This window comes from Actinomycetota bacterium (assembly GCA_030019255.1).
Lineage (GTDB): Bacteria > Actinomycetota > Geothermincolia > Geothermincolales > RBG-13-55-18 > Solincola_A.
In genome coordinates this window covers 126,493-146,670 of the sequence record JASEFK010000002.1, presented here as the reverse complement: position 1 = coordinate 146,670, position 20,178 = coordinate 126,493, and the positions used below count along the sequence as shown (strand labels likewise).

13 protein-coding genes are annotated in these 20,178 nt (G+C 65.0%); all 13 read left to right on the top strand.

The window, feature by feature from the left end:
- The first annotated feature begins 160 nt into the window (after positions 1-160).
- Positions 161-595 (top strand): V-type ATPase subunit subunit G family protein, encoded by a 435-nt coding sequence (locus QME84_02260; protein MDI6873099.1) that lies wholly within the window; start codon positions 161-163, stop codon positions 593-595.
- A gap of 89 nt (positions 596-684) precedes the next feature.
- On the top strand, positions 685-2,703 hold the full coding sequence (locus QME84_02255; protein ID MDI6873098.1) for a V-type ATPase 116kDa subunit family protein: 2,019 nt from the start codon (positions 685-687) through the stop codon (positions 2,701-2,703).
- Between the two features lies 1 nt (position 2,704).
- Positions 2,705-2,929 carry an ATPase gene (locus QME84_02250; GenBank protein MDI6873097.1) on the top strand — a complete coding sequence of 75 codons (225 nt, stop codon included), beginning with the start codon at positions 2,705-2,707 and terminating at the stop codon, positions 2,927-2,929.
- A gap of 55 nt (positions 2,930-2,984) precedes the next feature.
- Positions 2,985-3,593 (top strand): V-type ATP synthase subunit E, encoded by a 609-nt coding sequence (locus QME84_02245; GenBank protein MDI6873096.1) that lies wholly within the window; start codon positions 2,985-2,987, stop codon positions 3,591-3,593.
- 30 nt (positions 3,594-3,623) lie between these two features.
- Complete coding sequence (locus QME84_02240; GenBank protein ID MDI6873095.1) at positions 3,624-4,739, top strand: V-type ATPase subunit; 1,116 nt, start codon at positions 3,624-3,626, stop codon at positions 4,737-4,739.
- A 6-nt stretch (positions 4,740-4,745) separates the two neighbouring features.
- The gene (locus tag QME84_02235) at positions 4,746-5,087 is read left to right on the top strand and encodes a V-type ATP synthase subunit F (protein ID MDI6873094.1); all 342 of its coding nucleotides are present in this window, start codon (positions 4,746-4,748) and stop codon (positions 5,085-5,087) included.
- 89 nt (positions 5,088-5,176) lie between these two features.
- On the top strand, positions 5,177-6,925 hold the full coding sequence (locus tag QME84_02230; GenBank protein ID MDI6873093.1) for a V-type ATP synthase subunit A: 1,749 nt from the start codon (positions 5,177-5,179) through the stop codon (positions 6,923-6,925).
- A gap of 69 nt (positions 6,926-6,994) precedes the next feature.
- A complete protein-coding gene (locus tag QME84_02225) occupies positions 6,995-8,416 on the top strand; it encodes a V-type ATP synthase subunit B (protein ID MDI6873092.1) in 1,422 nt (473 codons plus the stop codon).
- Positions 8,417-8,450: 34 nt separating this feature from the next.
- Positions 8,451-9,113: a V-type ATP synthase subunit D gene (locus QME84_02220; protein MDI6873091.1), complete on the top strand. Its 663-nt coding sequence runs from the start codon at positions 8,451-8,453 to the stop codon at positions 9,111-9,113.
- A gap of 280 nt (positions 9,114-9,393) precedes the next feature.
- Complete coding sequence (gene murA / locus QME84_02215) at positions 9,394-10,656, top strand: UDP-N-acetylglucosamine 1-carboxyvinyltransferase (protein ID MDI6873090.1); 1,263 nt, start codon at positions 9,394-9,396, stop codon at positions 10,654-10,656.
- 283 nt (positions 10,657-10,939) lie between these two features.
- On the top strand, positions 10,940-13,795 hold the full coding sequence (locus QME84_02210) for a S8 family serine peptidase (GenBank protein ID MDI6873089.1): 2,856 nt from the start codon (positions 10,940-10,942) through the stop codon (positions 13,793-13,795).
- Between the two features lie 447 nt (positions 13,796-14,242).
- On the top strand, positions 14,243-17,248 hold the full coding sequence (locus QME84_02205; protein ID MDI6873088.1) for a hypothetical protein: 3,006 nt from the start codon (positions 14,243-14,245) through the stop codon (positions 17,246-17,248).
- Between the two features lie 28 nt (positions 17,249-17,276).
- Positions 17,277-20,177, top strand: a complete 2,901-nt coding sequence (locus QME84_02200; protein ID MDI6873087.1) for a hypothetical protein — start codon at positions 17,277-17,279, stop codon at positions 20,175-20,177.
- Position 20,178: the final 1 nt, after the last annotated feature.

Here is a 20,178-nt window from a genome sequence, read left to right as displayed (position 1 = left end):
GGTGTATTTTTACCACCCGCGTTTTATTGACACCCCCAGGGGCTGAAGATATTATGTTACGGGAGTTGAGAGAAGGTGCCGAGAGGCGTGAAAGCCGAGAATCGCCCTGTAGGGTTCCGACGGACGGCCGGCCAGAGTCGAAGCAAGAGGTCGAAACACCATGGCAGGAGCTAGGCAGAGGTCGAAGGAGAAGGCCCGCGGAGGGAAGAGGAAGCCCAGGCAGATAGCCGAGCAGCTTGAAGAGAAGTTCGTCGGATCCCGGACCGAGGTATTCAGCCGCATATCCGCCAAGGAAGCGGAGATCCGCGCCAAGGTCAACGCCGAGAGGACCAGGGCCGAACGCCTCATCGAGGACGCCAAGGGGGAGGCGGCGGCCATCAAGCGCAAGGCCACCCTGGAGGAGCTCGGCCAGGACACCTACCAGAAGATCATCGCCGCTGCCCAGGAAGAGGTAAAGGCCATCGAGGAATCCACCGCCCGGGAGATCTCCGCCGTGGAAAGGCGGGGGGAGGAAAACCTCTCCCGGGCGGTAGAGTTCATCGTGGAGGCCGTGATCTCACCGCGGGCTTCCGGGACGCAGCAGGATCGTAGTTGAAAGAAGGACGCGGAAACGGACGCAGTAGAGTCGAAGGAGTTCTCCGGCAGGACAGAAACCAATCTCATCCGAAGTAGGGGGAGACGGAAATGCTCTTGACCATGTCCAAAGTGGAGATCGTGGGTCTCAAATCCCTCTTCTTCCAGGTGCTGGAAACCCTCCAGGACCTGGGAACCCTCCACCTGGAGGATATAACCAAGAAGAAGGGGCCCCGCTACGCGGATCTCCTTCCCATGGAGATGGATCCCGCCCTGGAGGAGGAGCGAAATCTCCTCCAGAACCTGGCCATGCGCAACAACGCCATCCTATCCGAGCTGGCTCCCCCGGAGAGGAAGGTAACTCGCGCTGAGATAGAGGAAAAATACAGGTCCTTCCAGGGGAAGACCCTGGCCGAGATATCCTCCATGGTGGAGGAGGAGGAGAAGGCCACCCGCGAGCTCATCAACTACAAGCACGAGCTGGAGGTGGAGCTATCCCGCCTCTCCAAGTACGAGCCCATCATCAAGAAGGTCTACCCCCTGGCCAGCAAGGTGACCGCCACCGAGAACTACACCTCCGTGGCCCTGCTGGTGGAGGAGAGGTACAAGCAGGTACTGGAGTACATAGAGAAGGAGCTGGAAAAGATCACCAGCAAGCAGTGCGAGGTCTTCTCCGCCCGGGTGGACGAGAACACCCACGCCGCCATCCTGGTCTTCCACAAGCGTTACTCGGAGCAGGTACACAACTTCCTGGCCACGGAGAACGTCAACCAGGTGCGCCTGCCCAGCGAACTCTCGGACAAGCCCTACGATGAGGCCCTCAAGGAAATCGAGACCCGCCTGAACGAGATACCTCCCAAGCTGAGAAAGGTACGCGAGGACCTGGATAAGATTTCCGAGGACTGGTACGTCACCCTGGTGGCCCTCAAGGAGTACCTGGCCGATCGCATCGAGTCCCTCAACGCCATTCCCAAGTTCGGCCAGAGCGGCCACGTATTCGTCATCACCGGGTGGATGCCTTCGGACAAGGTGGAGGAAGCGCGCCGGGTGCTGGAACAGAAGTTCGCGGGCAAGGTGGAGCTCACCGAGATGGCGCCCACCCACGAGGAGCTGGAGGAGGCGCCGACGGCCCTCAGGAACCCGGCCGCGGTGCGCCCCTTCGAGTTCATCTACATGCTCATCAACCCGCCCAAGTACGGGCACATAGATCCCACCTTCCTGGTGGCCATCTTCTTCCCCATCCTCTTCGGGTTCATGCTGGGGGACATGGGATACGCCCTGGTGCTCCTGGGCGTGGTCTTCCTCATGAAGCGCCTGCTCAGGAAGCGCGAGTCCCGGAGCCTGTTCTTCGAACTCTTCGCCAACGTGCTTCTGATCTGTTCCCTATCCTCCTTCGTGTTCGGGCTGCTGTACTTCGAGTTCTTCGGCGACCTGCTCATCAGGCTTCTCGGCTGGAAGGACGCCGCCGGGCACATGGTGGTCAAGTGGGTGTGGGGGCATACCTCCAGCGGTAAGCCCTGGGGCTGGCCCCTGGAGCGCATCGCCCAGGCCAACCCCGACCTCTTCAAGCTCCTGCTCATCGTGGTGGCCCTCATCGGGGTGCTGCACATGGGCAGCGCGCTGGTCATAGGGCTCATAGACGGCATCCGCCACCGCGACCGCAAGCACGCTCTGGAGAAGCTGGGTTACCTTCTCTTCGTCCTGGGGCTGGTGGTCATTTTCGGCGGCGTGTGGGGGATCAAGAGCCTCAAGTCGGTGACCATGCCCGTGGGCGCCGTCATGGCCGTGGTAGGCATCGGGCTGGCCGGCTACGGGGGCGGTTTCGGCGGCGGGCTGGAGGCCGCCCTCACCTTCGGGAACCTCCTGTCCTACGCCCGACTCTACGGCATCGGCCTGGCCTCGGTCATCCTGGCCGAGGTGGCCAACGAGCTGGGGGCGGAGTTCGGTGGCGGGGCCATGGTCTTCCTGGGGGTGATCGTGGCTGCCCTCCTGCACGTCTTGAACATCGCCCTGGGGGTGTTGAGCCCCTCCATCCAATCCCTTCGTCTCAACTTGGTGGAAAGCTTCACCAAGTTTTACAAGGAGACAGACGTAGTCTACAAGCCCTTCAAGCGATCAGGAGGTGAATAGTTTGGAACTCGGACTCATCGCCATCGGGGCAGCTCTGGCCATCGGACTTTCCGCCCTGGCCACCGGTTGGTCCCAGTCCAAGATCGGGGCGGCCATGGCGGGAGCCCTCGCCGAAAAGCCGGAGCTGGCGGGTAACGCCATCATCATGATCGCCATCCCCGAGACCATGGTGGTCCTCGGATTCGTTATCGGTTTCCTTATCACGGGGTTGAAACCCGGAGAATAAGCCGGGATTCTCCCCGGTTCGGCCGCATCGGCTCACCGGAACGGGAAGTGAGGACATGTCCATAGAAGACATCCTGCAGGCGCTGGACGAGGAATGCCGCGCGGAATGCCAGGAGATCTTCAGGCGCGCCGAGCAGGAGGCCAAGCAGATACTGGAGAAAGCCCGGGAGGAGGCGGAGTCCATCCGCCAGGCCCGCCTGGCCAAGATAAGGGCGGAGGCGCAGAGCGAGGCCACCTCCATCCTCTACTCGGCGCGGCTGCGGGCCAAGAACTCCGTCATCCAGGCCAAGGAAAGGGTTGTGGAGAAGGCCCTGCGGCAGGCGGTGCAGGGCATGGAAGGCCTGCGCTCGCGCGGCGACTATCCCGACATCTTGGCCGGGCTGATCGAGGAGGGCCTCTCCCGGGTGGGGGGAAGGGTGGTGGTCCACGTGGACCCCGCGGACCGGCAGCTGGCGGAGGACATCCTCCGCCGCCGGGGAGTGGAATTCGAGGTCCGGACGGACATCGAGACCCGCGGCGGCGCCGTGGTCTCCGATCCCGAAGAGAGAGTGCGCATCATCAACACCGTGGAGGAGAGGCTGAACCGGGCACGGGAGAAGTTGCGCCTGCAGGTTTCCGCCCTCCTCTTCGGCGAGGAGGTGGAGGCCGCCGGGGGAGGGGGATAAGCCCCCTCTTTCCGTCTGGAGAGGTTGCCCATGGTTCAAGTTCCCATAAAGGATTACAGCTACGCCAATGCCCGGGTGCGGGCCATGACCTCGCGCCTGCTGGAGCCCTCCGTCTTCCGGGAGCTCTTGGCGGCACCGGATTATAACCTGGCCCTGGGGGTCCTGGAGGATACGGATTACCAGGAGGACCTGGAATATTTCATGCTGGAGGGGGCCAGGCCCACCATCGTGGACCGGGCCTTCAACCGCAACCTGGTGCGAAACTTCGGGAAGATAAAGGAGTTCTTCACCGGCAAGCCCCTGAAGCTTGTGAACCTGCTGCTCTCCCGCTGGGATCTCCACAACCTGAAGACGGTCATGCGGGGCATGAGGGCCTTGGTACCCAAGCAGGAGATCCAGCGCATCCTGGTGCCCGTGGGGTTCCTGGACGAGGCCATCCTGCAGGAGATTATCAACCAGCCCGACCTCCGGGCCGCCCTGGACGCGGTGGTGATCTTCAGCATGGAGTGGCCCATCCCCTACGGAAGGGCCATAAGCGAGCACCTGGTGGAATACCTCCGGGAGCATGACCTCTCCATCCTGGAGCTGGCCCTGGACAAGTTCCATTACCGCCAGGTGACCGGGGAGCTGAAGGACAGGGACCCCAACACCTCGCTGGTACGCGAGGTGGTCAGGCTGGAGGTGGATGCCATCAACCTGGCCACCCTGATGCGCATCTGCGGGATGGAGCTGGAAACTTCCCGGGCGGAGGACTTCTTCGTCCCCGGCGGGAGCCTTGATGACCCTGCCGAGTTCATCCGCCTGATGTCCCAGGGCCAGCCGGAGAGCGTTTACCAGGCCCTTTTCCGGCGCTTTCCGGAGTACCGGGAATCCCTGCAGGAGGCCTGGAGAAACTTCGACGCGAAGGGGGAGGGGGCCTTCGAGGACGAACTACAGAAGAACCTCATCCGCAGGTGCCTGGGCATGGCCAAGGATCCCCTGGGAATAGGGGTGATCATCCATTACATGTGGAGGAAGTACCTGGAAATCACCAACCTGCGCATCATCATGCGGGGCAAGAGCATAGGGCTCATCGAGTCCCAGATTCGCAAGGAGCTCTTCCTGTGGGAGGAAGAGACGGCCCGGGAGGGTGCGGCGAGGGGGTGATGGAGGGTGTACAAGGCCATCGTGATCACCGACCCTGAGACCGCCGACGGGTTCCGCCTGGCGGGGGTCAGCGTGGTGGAGGTGGAGAACGCCGACGAGGCCAGGGAGAAGATAAAGGCCCTCCTGGACGACCCGGACGCCGGCATCCTGGCGGTCAACGAGAGCTTCTACAACGCCATAGACGAGAAGACCCAGGAGAAGATAGACAGCATTTACCGGCCCATCGTCATCCCCCTGCCCATCAAGGAGACGGTGGAGATGGCCGGCGAGAGGAGAGCCTACCTGGCCCGGCTCATCCACCGCGCCATCGGTTTCGACATCACCCTGAGGGCCCGGGAAGGGGAGTGACAGCCGGGGATGAAGGTGCCGGAGCGGTAGGGGATAATGGGAAATGGAGCGACGCGGCGTGAAAACCTGAGAACGGGGAGTGTAGGCATATGATCGAGGGAACCATCGTCAAGGTATCCGGACCCGTGGTCAGCGCCGAGGGCATGTCCGGCGCCAAGATGTACGACATCGCCAAGGTGGGTGAGCTGGGGCTCATCGGCGAGATCGTGCGCCTGGACGGGGACACGGCCATCGTGCAGGTCTACGAGGACACCTCCGGGCTGCGGGTGGGCGAGAAGGTCCTGTGCACCGAGGAACCCCTGCTCCTCGAGCTGGGACCCGGCCTGCTCACCTCCATCTACGATGGGATCCAGAGGCGGCTCACGGACATCGCCGAGAGGTACGGGGACTTCGTGGTCCGCGGAGTCTCCACCGACGCCCTCCCCCGCGACCGCCGCTGGGGGTTCCAGCCGGTGGTGGACGTGGGAGACGAGGTGGTGGAGGGCGACGTGGTGGGGGAAGTTCAGGAGACCGCCCACATCGTTCACCGCATCATGGTCCCCCCGGGGATCTCCGGCCGGGTGGCGGAGGTCAAGGAGGGGGAGTTTACCGTGGACGAGACGGTGGTCTTCCTCGAGGACGGGACGGAGATAAAGATGTACCAGACCTGGCCGGCCCGGGTGGCCCGCCCGGTGAAGAGGAAGGAGAAGCCCACCGTACCCTTCATCACCGGTACCCGCATCCTGGACACCTTCTTCCCCATCGCCCAGGGCGGATATAGCATCATACCCGGCGGCTTCGGGACCGGCAAGACGGTCACCGAGACCACCCTGGCCAAGTGGGCGGACGCGGACATCGTCATCTACATCGGGTGCGGGGAGCGGGGCAACGAGATCACCGAGGTGCTCACCGAGTTCCCCAACCTCATCGACCCCAAGACGGGGGTCCCCCTCATGCAGCGCACCATCCTGGTGGCCAACACCTCCAACATGCCGGTGGCGGCGCGCGAGGCCTCCATCTACACTGGCATCACCCTGGCCGAGTATTACCGGGACATGGGGTACAACGTGGCCCTCATGGCCGACTCCACCTCCCGCTGGGGGGAGGCGCTGCGCGAGGTCTCCGGCCGCCTGGAGGAGATGCCCGGGGAGGAGGGATACCCCGCCTACCTGGCCACCCGCCTGGCCGATTTCTACGAGCGCTGCGGCCGGGCGGTGTGCCTGGGCAGCGACGACCGGGTGGGCTCCATCACCGCCATCGGGGCGGTCTCCCCTCCGGGAGGCGATTTCTCCGAGCCCATGACCCAGAACTCCCTGCGCATCACCGGCGCCTTCTGGGCCCTGGACACCTCCCTGGCCTACCGGCGCCACTTCCCGGCTATCAGCTGGACCAAGAGCTACACCCTGTACCTGGACCAGATCCAGGACTGGTACGCCAAGAACGTGGCCGAGGACTGGAGGGCCCTGCGGGACAAGGCCATGAGCCTCCTGCAGAAGGAGGTGGAGCTGCAGGAGATCGTGCAGCTGGTGGGCCCGGACGCCCTGCCCGATTTCGCCAAGGCGGTCCTGGAGACCACCCGCATGCTGCGCGAGGACTTCCTGCAGCAGTTCGCCTTCTCCGACGTGGACGCCTTCTGCTCCCTGCGCAAGCAGTACCTGATGCTCAAGGTCATCCTCACCTACTACGACTGCCTGGAGGAGGTGCTGGTGCAGGGGGTCCCGCTGCGCCAGGCCACGGAGCACCCCATCAAGAACGAGATCGCGCGCATGAAGGAGATACCCTCCGAGGAGGCGGAGGAGAGGCTGACCGATCTCCTGGAAAGGGTGCAGCGGGAGCTGCGCTCCCTGGGCGAGTGGTAAAGGGACGGAATCGGGTCCCCGAGGTCCGAATGGAAAGATATGGTAAACAACGGAAACGGGTGATAGAGAATGGCTGACGGAAGAGCTTTTCTGGCGACCACCGAGTACCGGACGGTGGGGGAGGTGGCCGGCCCCCTCCTCTTCGTGAGCAAGGTGAAGGGCGCCGCCTACAACGAGATGGTGGAGATCCGCTCCGCCGACGGGTCGGTGAAATACGGGCAGGTCATCGAGCTCCACGGCGAGCTGGCCGTGGTCCAGGTCTTCGGCCCCACCGCGGGGCTGGACGTGGAGCGGACCAAGGTACGCTTCAGTGGCGAGGTGGCCAAGATGCCCTGCACGGTGAACCTGCTGGGGCGCATCCTCAACGGCATGGGCCAGCCCATCGATGGGGGCCCGGAGGTCTTTCCCGAGGAGGAACGGGAGGTTACCGGCTCCCCCATCAACCCCTGGAGCCGCGAGGAGCCCCGCGACTTCATCCAGACCGGTATCTCGGCCATCGACGGGCTGAACACCCTGGTCCGCGGGCAGAAGCTCCCCATCTTCTCCGGGGCCGGACTGCCCGGCAACGAGCTGGCCGCGGCCATCGTCAAGAACGCTAAAATCCTGGGGGGCGAGGAGTTCGCCATCGTCTTCGCCGCCATGGGCATCACCCGGCGCGAGGCGGCCTTCTTCCAGGAGAGCTTCGCCCGCTCCGGGGCCCTGGAGCGGGTGGTCTTCTTCCTCAACCTGGCCGACGATCCCACCGTGGAGCGGTTGCTCACCCCGCGCTGCGCACTCACGGTGGCCGAATTCCTGGCCTTCGAGCACGACATGCAGGTGCTGGTCATCCTCACCGACATGACCAACTACTGCGAGGCCCTGCGCGAGATCTCCACCGCCCGCGAGGAGGTCCCGGGCCGCCGCGGTTATCCCGGTTACATGTACACCGACCTGGCCTCCATCTACGAGCGGGCGGGGCGCATCAAGGGCAAGCCGGGTTCGGTGACCCAGGTGCCCATCCTCACCATGCCCGACGACGACATCACCCATCCCATTCCGGACCTCACCGGGTACATCACCGAGGGCCAGATCGTCCTCTCCCGCCAGCTGCACCGCAAGGGCATCTTCCCGCCCATCGACGTGCTTCCCTGCCTCTCCCGGCTCATGAACCTGGGCATCGGGGAGGGGAGGACGCGCGGCGACCACCGGGGACTGGCCGACCAGCTATATGCCTTCTACGCCGAGGGCGTGGACCTGCGCCGCCTGGTGGCCATCGTGGGGGAGGAGGCCCTTACGGACATGGATCGACTGGCCCTCAAGTTCGCTGACGCCTTCGAGCAGAACTACCTGGACCAGAAGGACGAGAACCGGGAGCTGGAACAAACCCTGGAGCTGGGCTGGAAGCTGGTGAGCATGATGCCCAAGGAGGCCATCAAGCGCATCAAGACCGAGTACATCGAGAAGTACTACAACCCGGAGTACGCCCAGGAGTTCACGGCCTCCGAGAGCTGAGGCCTAGAGAAAGAAAATGCGAAAGGGAGGATAAGTGGAGCAGGTCCACCCCACGCGCAGTGAGCTCCTGAAGCGCAAGGCCAACCGCGCCCTGGCCGAGCAGGGCATGAACCTGCTCAAGAAGAAACGCGACGCCCTCCTCCAGGAGTTCATGCCCATCATCGACGAGACCATGCGCCTCTCCCTGCGTCTGGAGAGGGTTACCGCCGACGCCCAGTACGACCTGGCCATGGCCAAGGCCAAAGACGGGGGCCCCGCGGTGAGGTCGGCCTCCTTCGCTTCCCAGGGGGAGGTGCTGGTGGACATCACCGGGACCCACGTCATGGGGGTGCCCATCCCGGTCATCCGCAAGGGCCAGAGCACCATGCGCAATGCCCTGAAGCGGGGTTACGCCGTGACCGGTGTCTCCGGGCGGGTGGACTCCGCGGCGGAGAAGTTCGAGGAGATCATCGACGTGATCATCGAAAGCGCGGACATCGAGACCCGCTTGCGCCGCCTGGGCGAGGAGCTGCGCAAGACCAACCGCCGGGTCAACGCCCTGGAGAATATCGTCATCCCCGATTTCGACGAGCAGATAAAGTTCATCGAGATGAGCCTGGAGGAGCGCATGCGGGAGGACATCTTCCGCCTCAAGAAGGTGAAGAAGGCCCTGGTGCGCAAGGAGGAAGCCCGCCTGGAACGCCTCCGCTCCGGCTGACCCCCTTTGTGTCTCCCATCCCTTCATCCCTTCTTACCGTTATCGCCCCCCTTTTTCGCCGTCCCATCTTTTCCCACACCGCTTCCCCTCCTTCCCACCATTGCCCGGCCCCCTTATTGTCATCGCGAGGAGCGGAGCGACGAAGCGATCTCCTCCGCATTTCCCTAAGGGATTGCTTCGTCGGCGCTGCGCGCCTCCTCACAATGACGTTGTCCGTGGTGCGCGCCTCATCTCAATGACGTTTACGCGATGTGTGGAACCGGTGTGGTATTATCGCAGCATGAATGGGGAAAAACTGGTCATTACGGGCGGAAACCCCCTGCGGGGGGAGGTGAGGGTAGGGGGGGCCAAGAACTCCGTGCTCAAGCTCATGGCCGCCAGCCTGCTCACCCCCGAGGAATGCGTCATCCACAACGTGCCCCACATCACGGACGTGGAGATCATGGCCGAGGTGCTGCGCCACCTGGGCGCCGAGGTGGCGTGGGAGGACGATACCCTCCGCGTCCGGGCGGGGGAGTTCTCCGGGCGCGAGGCCCCTTACCACCTGGTGCGGCGCATGCGGGCCTCCATCGTGGTCCTGGGCCCCCTGGTAGCCCGTTTCGGGGAGGCCAAGGTGGCCATCCCCGGGGGCTGCAACATCGGTTCGCGGAAGATAGACATGCACCTCCGGGGACTGGCGGAGATGGGGGCGGAAATAAGCACGGAGCACGGGTACATCTACGCCCGGGCCTCCCGCCTGCGGGGAAGGCATATCATCCTCGAATTCCCCAGCGTGGGGGCCACGGAGAACCTCATGATGGCCGCCGTCGGCGCCAAGGGGACCACGGTTATCGAGAATGCGGCCCGCGAGCCGGAGATCCAGGACCTGGCCGCCTTCCTGGTCTCCATGGGGGCGGAGATACGCGGGGCGGGCACCCCCGTCCTGGAGGTGGAAGGCGGGGGAGAGCTGCACGGGGCAGAGCACATTGCCATCGGAGACCGCATCGAGGCCGGGACCTTCGCCGTTGCCGCGGCGGTCACCGGCGGAGACCTGACCATCACCGGCATCCGGCCGGAGTACCTGGCCCTTCCCCTGGAGAAGATGCGGACCGTGGGGGTGGAGGTCGAGGAAGGGGAGGAGTTCCTGCGCGTGAGGGGAGGAGGGGATTATCGGGCGGTGGACGTGGCCACCCTTCCCTTCCCCGGGTTTCCCACCGACATGCAGCCCCAGATCATGGTCCTCCTGAGTTTGGCACGGGGGACCTCCGTGGTCACCGAGAACGTCTTCGAGAGCCGCTTCATGTTCGTGGACGAGCTCAACCGCATGGGATGCGATATCACCATCGAGGGCCACCACGCCATCGTGCGGGGAGGGAGGAGGCTCAGCGGAACCGAGGTCTGCGCCACCGATTTACGGGCTGGGGCGGCCCTGGTCCTGGCCGGGCTGGCCGCCGAGGGGGAGACCCAGGTCCTGGAAATCCACCACATCGACCGCGGCTACCAGCGCCTGGAGGAAAAACTTACCAGGCTTGGGGCGGAGATCAGAAGGGTGAGCGGGGATTGATGGCTTCCGCCGCACCTGCGACGTACCCGGTGGCGAGTTCCCGCAGAGCCCCGGTATGCGCCGTCCGGTTTTTGTATCGTGGTTCCGTCGGCGCGCTTGCCCGGAATACTCTTCCTTAGAAGGTGCAAGTTCTTGAGCCCGTCTGACGATACAATCATCAGCGGTCGGGTAGGGGAAGTTCCGGAAGGACCGTTCCGGGAGCCGGGGAGCGGGACGGCGCGACTGTCGAGTTCAGAAGGATTTGCGGGGGGTAAGGGAGCGGAAAACGGGAAGGACGGAGGGGATGAGAGGAAATCCAAGCCGCCGGGTAACGAGAAGGACTCTGCTCTCGCTCGTCGCCCTCCTTTTATCCCTTACCCTTTTCTACCCCGCGGCGGCGGGAGGGAGGGCCGACGCCGGGGCCGGCCATCCATCCGAAAATGCCGGAAAGCTCGATGCGGCCAGGGCGGCCCTCCTGGAAAGCCTGAACCCCGACCACTACCCGGCCGGTTCCTACTTCCCCGGGGAGGTGGTGGTGGAGCTCTCCGACCCCACTCTCTTCGGCGCCTCCCGGCTGCTGGCGAAGTTTTCCTCCCTTCTGGGGGAGGACCCTGCGGAGGTCCTGGGGCGCCTGGCCTCCCAGCCGATGCGCCGGGCCCTGCGCCTGCGCCTCCGACCCGGCCTGGAGGAGCTGGAGGCTTGCCGCAGGCTCCTCTCCTCTTCCCTGGTGTGGACGGCCGAACCCAACCTGGTCTTCCGGGCCGCGATCACTACCCCCTACGACCTGTACTATCGCCAGCAGTGGAACCTGTGGGACGACTACGGGATTAACGCGGAAGCCGCCTGGGACCTGCAGAAGGGCTCGTCCTCCCTCACCCTGGCGGTCATCGACACGGGTATAGACTTCTCCCACCCCGACCTGGCCGGTCGCATACTGTCCACCGGCTACGATTACGTGAACGGCGACCCCGACCCCAGCGACGACGACGGGCACGGGACCATGATCGCGGGCATCGCCTGCGCCAACGCCAACAACCTCAAGGGAATAGCGGGAATCGACTGGTACGCCAAGATAATGCCCATCAAGGCCCTCAACAGCTGGGGGCAGGGCAGCCTGGACACGGTGGTCAACTCCATCTACCACGCTGCCAACCACGGGGCCGCGGTCATCAACATGAGCTTCACCTCCTCCACCTATTCGAGGATGCTGCAGGATGCCGTGGAATATGCCCATGCCAAGGGATGCGTGATGGCCGCGGCGGCGGGAAACGAGGGGACCACCGGGGTGAACTACCCGGCGGGTCTCACCTACGTCATTGGGGTGGGCTCCGTGGGGCAGGACGGGGTCCGCTCCTATTTCTCCAATTACAACACCAACGTGGACCTAGTGGCCCCGGGGGAGAACATCTGGGGCACCTACCTCGGTGGTGGCTGCTACAGAGGGAGCGGCACCTCCGAGGCCACCCCGCACGTCTCCGCCGCCGCCCTGCTGGTGCTGGCCGAGTACCCCAGCTCCACGCCGGAGGAGGTCTGGAGGCGCCTGCGCGACGGGGCGCGGGACCTGGGCGCGCCGGGATACGACGAGGAATACGGTTGGGGACTCCTGGACCTCTTCGCTTCCCTGCGGGTCCCCCTGGTCTCCATTACCTCACCGGAGGATTATTCCTACCCGGCCTCGGGAAAGGTGTCCGCCGCCGCCTCCTCCGCCAATGTGGACATCAAGTATTTGGAGCTGTGGGTGGACGGGCAACTGGAGGAGACCCACACCCTTCCCGCCCCCTCCTCCTCCGTTACTCATACCTTCACTTCCTGGGACCTCTCCGGCCTGCAGGAGGGGACCCACGAGATCGCCGTCAAGGCCATCGACGTAGGAGGCACGGTGAGCGGCGAGCAAGCGGTGACCGTCTTCCGCAACACCAGCCAGCCCCAGCCCGCAACCGAATGGTACCTGGCCGAGGGCTGCACGGCCTTCGGGTTCGAGGAGTACGTGCTGGTGCAGAACCCCAACCCCAGCCCGGTGGACGTGGAGATCACCTTCATGCGCTCCAACGGCCCCACTCCCCCTTACACCTTCCCCATGGCCGCCCACTCCCGCCTCACGGTGTATGTCAACGCCCTGGTCCCGGAGAGCGACGTCTCCACCCACGTCCACGCCGACCAGGCGGTGGTGGCCGAGCGGGCCATGTACTGGGGAGGTAGAACGGACGGACATGTCTCCTCCGGGGCCAGCACCGCGGGCACCGAATGGTACCTGGCCGAGGGCTGCACGGCCTTCGGCTTCGAGGAGTACGTCCTGGTGCAGAACCCCAACCCCAGCCCGGTGGACGTGGAGATCACCTTCATGCGCTCCAACGGCCCCACTCCCCCTTACACCTTCCCCATGGCCGCCTACTCCCGCCTCACGGTGTATGTCAACGCCCTGGTCCCGGGGAGCGAGGTCTCCACCCGAGTGCGCGCCCCCCTGCCGGTGGTGGCCGAGCGGGCCATGTACTGGGGAGGTCGGGACGGGGGTCACGGGGCCCTGGGGGTGCCGGTTCCCTCCGTCTCCTGGTACCTGGCCGAGGGCTGCACCGCCTTCGGCTTCGAGGAGTACGTACTCATCCAGAACCCCAACCCGGACGCCGCTGCGGTGGTCCTCGACTTCAGGCTGCAGAACGGGACCAGCGCGCGGAGGACCATATCCGTGGACCCCGGCGCGAGGAAAACGGTCAACGTGGCCGACGTTGTGCCCGGGAACGACGTCTCTCTGTTCGTGAGAAGCGACCTCCCGGTAGTGGTGGAGCGGGCCATGTACTGGCCCAGCGGGTCGCGCGCCAGGGCGGGGGGGCACGCCAGCGCCGGTTCCCTCACCGCCGCCCGTACCTGGTACCTGGCGGAGGGCTCCACAGCCCATGGCTTCGAGGAATACCTGCTCCTGTACAACGCCTCCGGGGACCTGGCCCATGCCGTGGTCACCTTCATGCGCCCGGATGGGACCACCCGCGACCACTCGGTGACCGTGCCCGCCGGAGCCCGTTACACGTTCTCCGCCAGCGAGGTGGATCCCGGACGGGATGCTTCCGTGCGGGTCACCTCCGACCGCCCCCTGGTGGTGGAGAGGGCCATGTACTGGTCGGGGAGGGAGGGCGGCACGGCCGCCGTGGGGGTCCTCCAACCCTGAGCCCGGGGGATCGAAATACGGAGCAACGGCCGAGTTTGCGTTAGCGCGAACGTTGGCTGAGAGGTCACGTACGGGGCCATATCTTCCACTGGGATGCAGTAAAAGCGCCCGGAAGCGACAACCGGAACGGCAACTTTCGTTAACCTGGATGTTACGGATTTGTTACCGCAATGTAAAAAAGATGCAAAAAAAAGCTTTGCATATCGTCTTGAGCTTCATATAATTTTACCAATCTTATATACTATGGCTGTATGGCTGAAGGAGATGGATAAGCCGGAGGCGAAAGAAAGTAGGGGGCGATAGCGGCTTCTCCAATCGATCTTTTGGATGATTGACGCATCGATAAGGCCGGCGGAGCATCGTTTCGGCGGGTAAGGGTGATCGGGGAGAGGCGATCGGGAGCGGGTAAGGGAGAGGGCTAGGCTGAAGGCGGGAAGCGAGGCTGGGATGCTCAGGACTTCAGTCCAGAAGGTAATCAACCTATTGGTAATCGTCATTCTTGTGGGCGCCATCGCCCTGGGTGCCCTTACCCTTATCCCCTCCCGGAACCCCGCCGGTCCCCTCATCGGAAAGCTCCTCTCCATCAAGAAGAACCTCTCGGGCCTTCTGGCCAACCTGGACCCGGTGGAGCTGGCCGAAGCCCTGCGGGAAAACCCCAACATGATGAGCGACCTCTTCGCCGAGCTGGGGGAGGAGGGGGCGAAGCTCATTGCCCAGGCGGTCAACGAGAACCCGGAGTTCATCTCCGCCCTGCTCTCGGAACTGGACCCGGCCACCCTGGCTGCGGCCCTTAACGACCCCCGGTCCCAGGAGTTCACCCTGGCCCTCATGGATTACCTGGACCCGGCGGCCATAGCCTCGGTGGTCAACCGTAGCGGGGACTTCGTCTCGGCGCTGGTAGGCCACCTGGACCCGAAGGTGGTGGCGGAGGCGGTCAACGCCAACGGAGACTTCCTCACCGCCTCCACGGCGGCCATGGACCCCGCCGTCCTGGCCCAGGCGGTTAACGAGAACGGGGCCTTCGTGACCGCCCTCATCGGTTTCCTGGACCCCGCGGTCCTGGCGGCGGCCATGAACGCCAACCCCACCCTGGTGGCCGACCTCATGGGATACCTGGACACCGCGGTGGTGGCCCAGGTGATCAACGAGAACGGGCCCTTCTTGACCGGGCTGCTGCGCCACCTGGACCCCCGGGTGCTCACGGCGGGGATGAACGCCCGTCCCACCTTCCTCTCCCGCCTGATGGCCCATCTCGATCCGGCCACCATCGCCTACGTGCTCAACGCCAACGCCGATTCCACGGCGGACCTTTTGAACTATCTCTCCGACGATCTGCTCATCAACGTCCTGGCGGTGACCGCCCACGACACGGCGTGGCTGAACCGCCTCCTGGCTCACCTCGATCCGGCGGTGCTGGCGGCGGCGGCCAACAACTCCTCGCCCTTCACTTCCGGGCTTCTCCGGGCCCTCGACCCGGCCTGGGTAGCGGGGATCGCCAACGCCCACCCGGATTTCGTCTTCCAGGTCATGGACTCCATATCTCCCGACCTGGTGGCCACCATGCTCAACAACGGCACCCTCCTCACCAAGGTGCTCCCGCTGGTGGACACGGCGGCCATCGGGGCGGCCCTGGGAGAGCACGCCGACCTGGTGACCCGTCTCCTGCCCCTCCTGGACCCGGCCCTGGCCGAGATAACCAACGAGGCCCTGAAAACCAACCCGGACCTGGTGCGGGCGGTACTATCCAACCTGGACGGGGCCCAGATCGCCTCCGCCCTGGCCCAGGCGCCCTCCTTCCTGACCGGGGTGGTGGAGGGCATAGCGCCGGACACGGTGGCGGCCATGCTCCGGGGGTCGAACGATAACCCGGACCTTATGATAAACCTGACCAACGCCCTGGACGCGGCATCCATAGCCCATGCCCTGGACCTCTCCGGGACCTTCGTGCGCACCCTCCTGGCCATGCTTCCCAACAACGTGGCCCAGGCGGCGGCGCAGGCCCTGAACGCCAACCCGGCGCTTTTGGACACCGTGCTTTCCACGGCCGACCCGCAGGTGCTGGCGGGGATCCTCAACTCCGGGGCGGCGGATAATCTCATCGCCGGGCTCATCCCCCTGCTCAACGAGGGTATCGCCCAGGCCATAGCCGAGGGCATCAACACGGATGCCGCCCAGTCCACCGAGCAATCCCTGGTCAAGTCCCTAATCCTGGCCACCGACGCCGATGTGCTGGCTGGGGCCATAAACGACAACCCCGACTTCGTAGCCGGGGTACTGGCGGAGCTCAGCCCGGAGGCGGCGCAGGCGGTGGCCGAGGGCATGAACGCCAACCCGGACACCGCGCGCACCGTGGCCCGCTATCTCAATGGGACCACCAGCCGGCGCATCGCCGAGGCCCTCAACCTGAACCCGGGCATCATCCGTCCCCTGGTGGAGAACCTGAGCCCCCAGGTGGGCACGGCCATCGCCGAGGGGCTCAACCAGAACACCAGCGACCTGAGCCTCCAGCTCATGGCCAACCTCGACCAGGCGGTAGGCGTGGAGTTGGCGGCGGGGCTCAATGCCAACCCGGAGCTGGTGGAGGAGCTCCTTCCCAACCTCAACGGGTACGTGGGGCAGGAGGTAGCCGCGGGGCTCAACGAGAATTCTCTGAATCTCAGCCCCTCCTTCCTGGAGGCCATGCTCTCGGCCACCTCCCCCGACTTCGCCCAGGTGATCGTGGAGGTCATGAACACGCCGCCCTACAACATGGACGGGTTCCTCTCCCAGCTGATCCGGAACCTCAACGCGGATACCGCCCGGGCGGCGGCGCAGGGACTTAACGGCAATCCCACCCTGGTGGAGTACCTCTTGCGCAACCTGGATGGGGCGGCCACGGCGGAGCAGATGAACGCCAACGCCGACTGGACCATAGCCCTGCTGCAGAACCTGGACCCCGCCGCCCTGGCCGACGCCGTTAACGGGGCCCTATCCACGGCGGGAGGCAAAGCCTTCGTGACCTCCCTCTTGCAGAACCTGGACGGGGCCATCGTGGGCAGGGCCCTGAGCCAGAACCCGCAACTTACCGAGGAACTCCTGAAGCGGGCCGGCGGCTGGGACCCCGACGGCCCCGGACCTGAGACCCCCATCCACCTGGGCACCACCCTGAAAGATCTGTTGAAGGACGCTGACGCCGGGGGACCGAGCGGGTTCCTGACCACCCTGCTCACCGCCCTGGACCCCGACGTGATAATAAGGGTCATCAATAACGCCGCGGGCATTAGGAACTCCAAGGGAGATATAAATGATCCTAACAACCATGGTCCTTATTACGACGACCCGAGGTTGAAATATAGACCGTTTACCTTCCTGGACGTAACCTGGTTCCAGGTTTGGTTGCGGTCGGATATCCTTGGAATCGAGACGGCGGGTTGGAGCAAGATCGAAGGAGACGCGGAACGCGCTGACTGGTGACGCGGGAACGGCGGAGGAGAATCAAACGGTGCTGTTGCGGAGGCCGGTGCAGATAATAGTTAACCTGGCGGTCATCCTCCTCCTGGTGGGGTTGATCGGGGGTGGAGTACTCATGCTCCTCCCGGTGAAGGGCCCCATCGGAACCCTGCTGGGCAAGATGGCCTCCCAGCGACAGACCCTGGCCGGCATCATAGAGGGCTTGGACCCCCGCGAGGTGGCCAGGGCCATTAATGAGAACCCGGAGTTCCTCTCCGCCCTCCTGGCCGAGTTGGAGGACCCGGCGAACCAGGAGGCCACGGCCAGGGCCATAAACGAGCACCCCGAATTCCTGGTGGCCCTGGTCTCCGAGCTGGATCCCGAGCCGGTGGCCTTGGCCGTCAATGCCAACGGGGAGCTCATTTCAAGGATGCTCCCGCTTCTGGACGTGCAGGTCCTAGCGGACACCGTGAACCGGAGCGCGGACTTCACCGCTGCCTTGCTGCCGGAGCTCGATCCTGAGGTCATCGCCCGGGTGGTCAACCAGAACGGCCCCTTCCTCACCGCCCTGGTCTCCTACCTGGACCCGGCGGTGGTAGCCGCCTCCATGAACGCCAACCCGGGCTTCACCTCCCAGCTCCTCTCCCACCTGGACGCGGCGGTCATCGCCGCGGCGGTGAACGCCAACGGGAGCTGGATCTCCGCCCTGCTCTCCATGTTGGACCCCGCCCCCACCGCCCAGGCCATCAACGGCAACCCGACCTTCGTCTCCAACCTTCTGCGCAACCTCAACCCGCGGGTCATCGCCTCGGCGGTGAACGCCAACGGCTCCTTCTTGGTGGGGATGATGCGCTACATGGACCCGCAGGGCCTGATCAACGCCATCAACCAGAACAAGTCCTTCCTCATCGGGGTGGTCAACCGCATGGACCCGCGGGCCTCGGCTCGGATAGCCTCCGACCAGAAGGTGCTCACCCGTATCCTGGGGCTTCTCAACCCGGCGCCCGTGGCCGCGGCCCTCAACTCCAACGCCTCCTTCCTCAAGGCGGTGCTGAACCGGCTCGACCCGCGGGGCCTGGCCGCCTCCCTTTCGGGCACCGGGGACAACGTGGCGGCCATCGTGTCCTACCTGCGGGATGATTACATCACCTACCTGGCCAACGACGAGGAGTTCCTCAACCAGGTCATTCCCCTCATCGACCAGTCGGCCCTGGCCGGGGCCCTCAACGCCAACGCCGGGTTCATCGCCTCCCTCCTGGCCGACCTGCCGGCCTCCCTGGGAGGGGCGGCGGCCCTGGGCCTCAACCTGGCGCCGGATTTCATCGACCGCATGATCGCCTCCTCCGATCCCGCCTTCCTGGCCGGAGTGCTGGACAGCGCCGGGAACTTTATGACCGCGCTCCTGGCCAACCTGGACGAGGGCGTGGCCCAGGCGGCGGCGCAGGGGGTGAACAACAACCCGGCCCTCGTGGATGCGGCCCTCTCCAACCTGGACGTGGACGGGCTCCTGGACATCCTGGAGGCCACCACCGGCTTCACCGAGGAGCTCTCCGCCCACCTCTCGCCCCTGGCGGCGGCGGGTATCGCCGTGGGCCTGAACAACAACATGGACTTCCTGGCCACCCTTATCGGGGAGCTGGATGCACACGGGCTGGCCACCTTGCTCTCCCTGCACCCGGACACCACCCGGGAGCTCTCCTCCTACCTGGATTCCCACTTCGCCGGGGCGGTGGCGGGAGGCCTCAATGGCGGCGGAACCTTCCTGGCCCAGCTCATCTCCTACCTGGACCCGGCGGTCATCGCCCAGGCCCTGGACGTGAACCCCGCCGTGACCCGGGACCTCATCGCCAACCTGGACGGGGACCTGGGGACAGCGATAGCGGAAGCCATAAACGAGGACCCCTCCTTCCTGGTGGAAGTGCTGGCCAACCTCTCCTCCGCTTCGGGGCAGGCCATGGCCGAGGGGACCAACCTCAACACCAGTGATTTCCTTAAGAACCTCGTCGCCAACCTTAGCCAGGACGTGGCCGCCGCGGCGGGACAGGCCATAGGATACGGGGACCCCATGTTCCTGGTCCAGCTGGTGGGCAATCTCAAGGCGGACACCGGGGTGAGGATGGCCCAGGCCTCCAACGCCAACCCGGGGCTCATGGAGGTGATCATGAAGAACCTGGCCCCGGAGACGGCGCGGGCGCTGGCCGAGGGCCTCAACCTTAGCGCCGCGCAGAACCCCGGCTTCCTTACCAATATCGTGGCCAACCTGGATGCGGCCACGGGGGCGGCCGTGGGGAGGGGGCTCAACGCCATGGCGGCCGCCGGGACGGCGTCGGCTCTCTATGTCACCCTGGCCGGTTCCGAGGCGCACACCGTGGAGGCCATCGCCGACGCCCTGGAGGGGAACACCGCCTTCCTGGACGCCCTGATCAAGAACCTGGATGCCGCCTCCCTGGCCGCGGGGGTAAATGCCGGCATCGATGCCGCCTCGGGGCCGGTGCCGGGGCAGGCACCGGGCTATTTCCTGCGCAACCTGCTGGCCAACCTGGACGCCGCCGTCCTGGACCGGGTGACCGACGAGGCGGGAATGGACCTGGCCAGGAGCCTCCTGGGCCGGAACCCCGCCCCCAGCCTCCTGCGCGGGGACCTGGTGGCCGATGCCCTGGAGGGAGGGCTGGGCGACCTGGTGACGGGAATACTCTCCGAGCTGGACGCCTACGATACCCTGCAGATTATGGATAGAGCCTTGCCCTACTCGAAACAACTGATGATCGACATGATGGCCACCAACCCGGACCTGGCAGTGGTGCTGGGCAACGCCATCACCAACAGCGTGAACACCGGGGGAGGCCTGTTCCATCATCTGGGGATAGGGGTGCGGTTGAGACTAAGGGTTCTTTTGGAGATGGACGTCAAGGGGTGGGGTTATATCACTGGCGCCGCCGGAGGAGTTTGGTAAC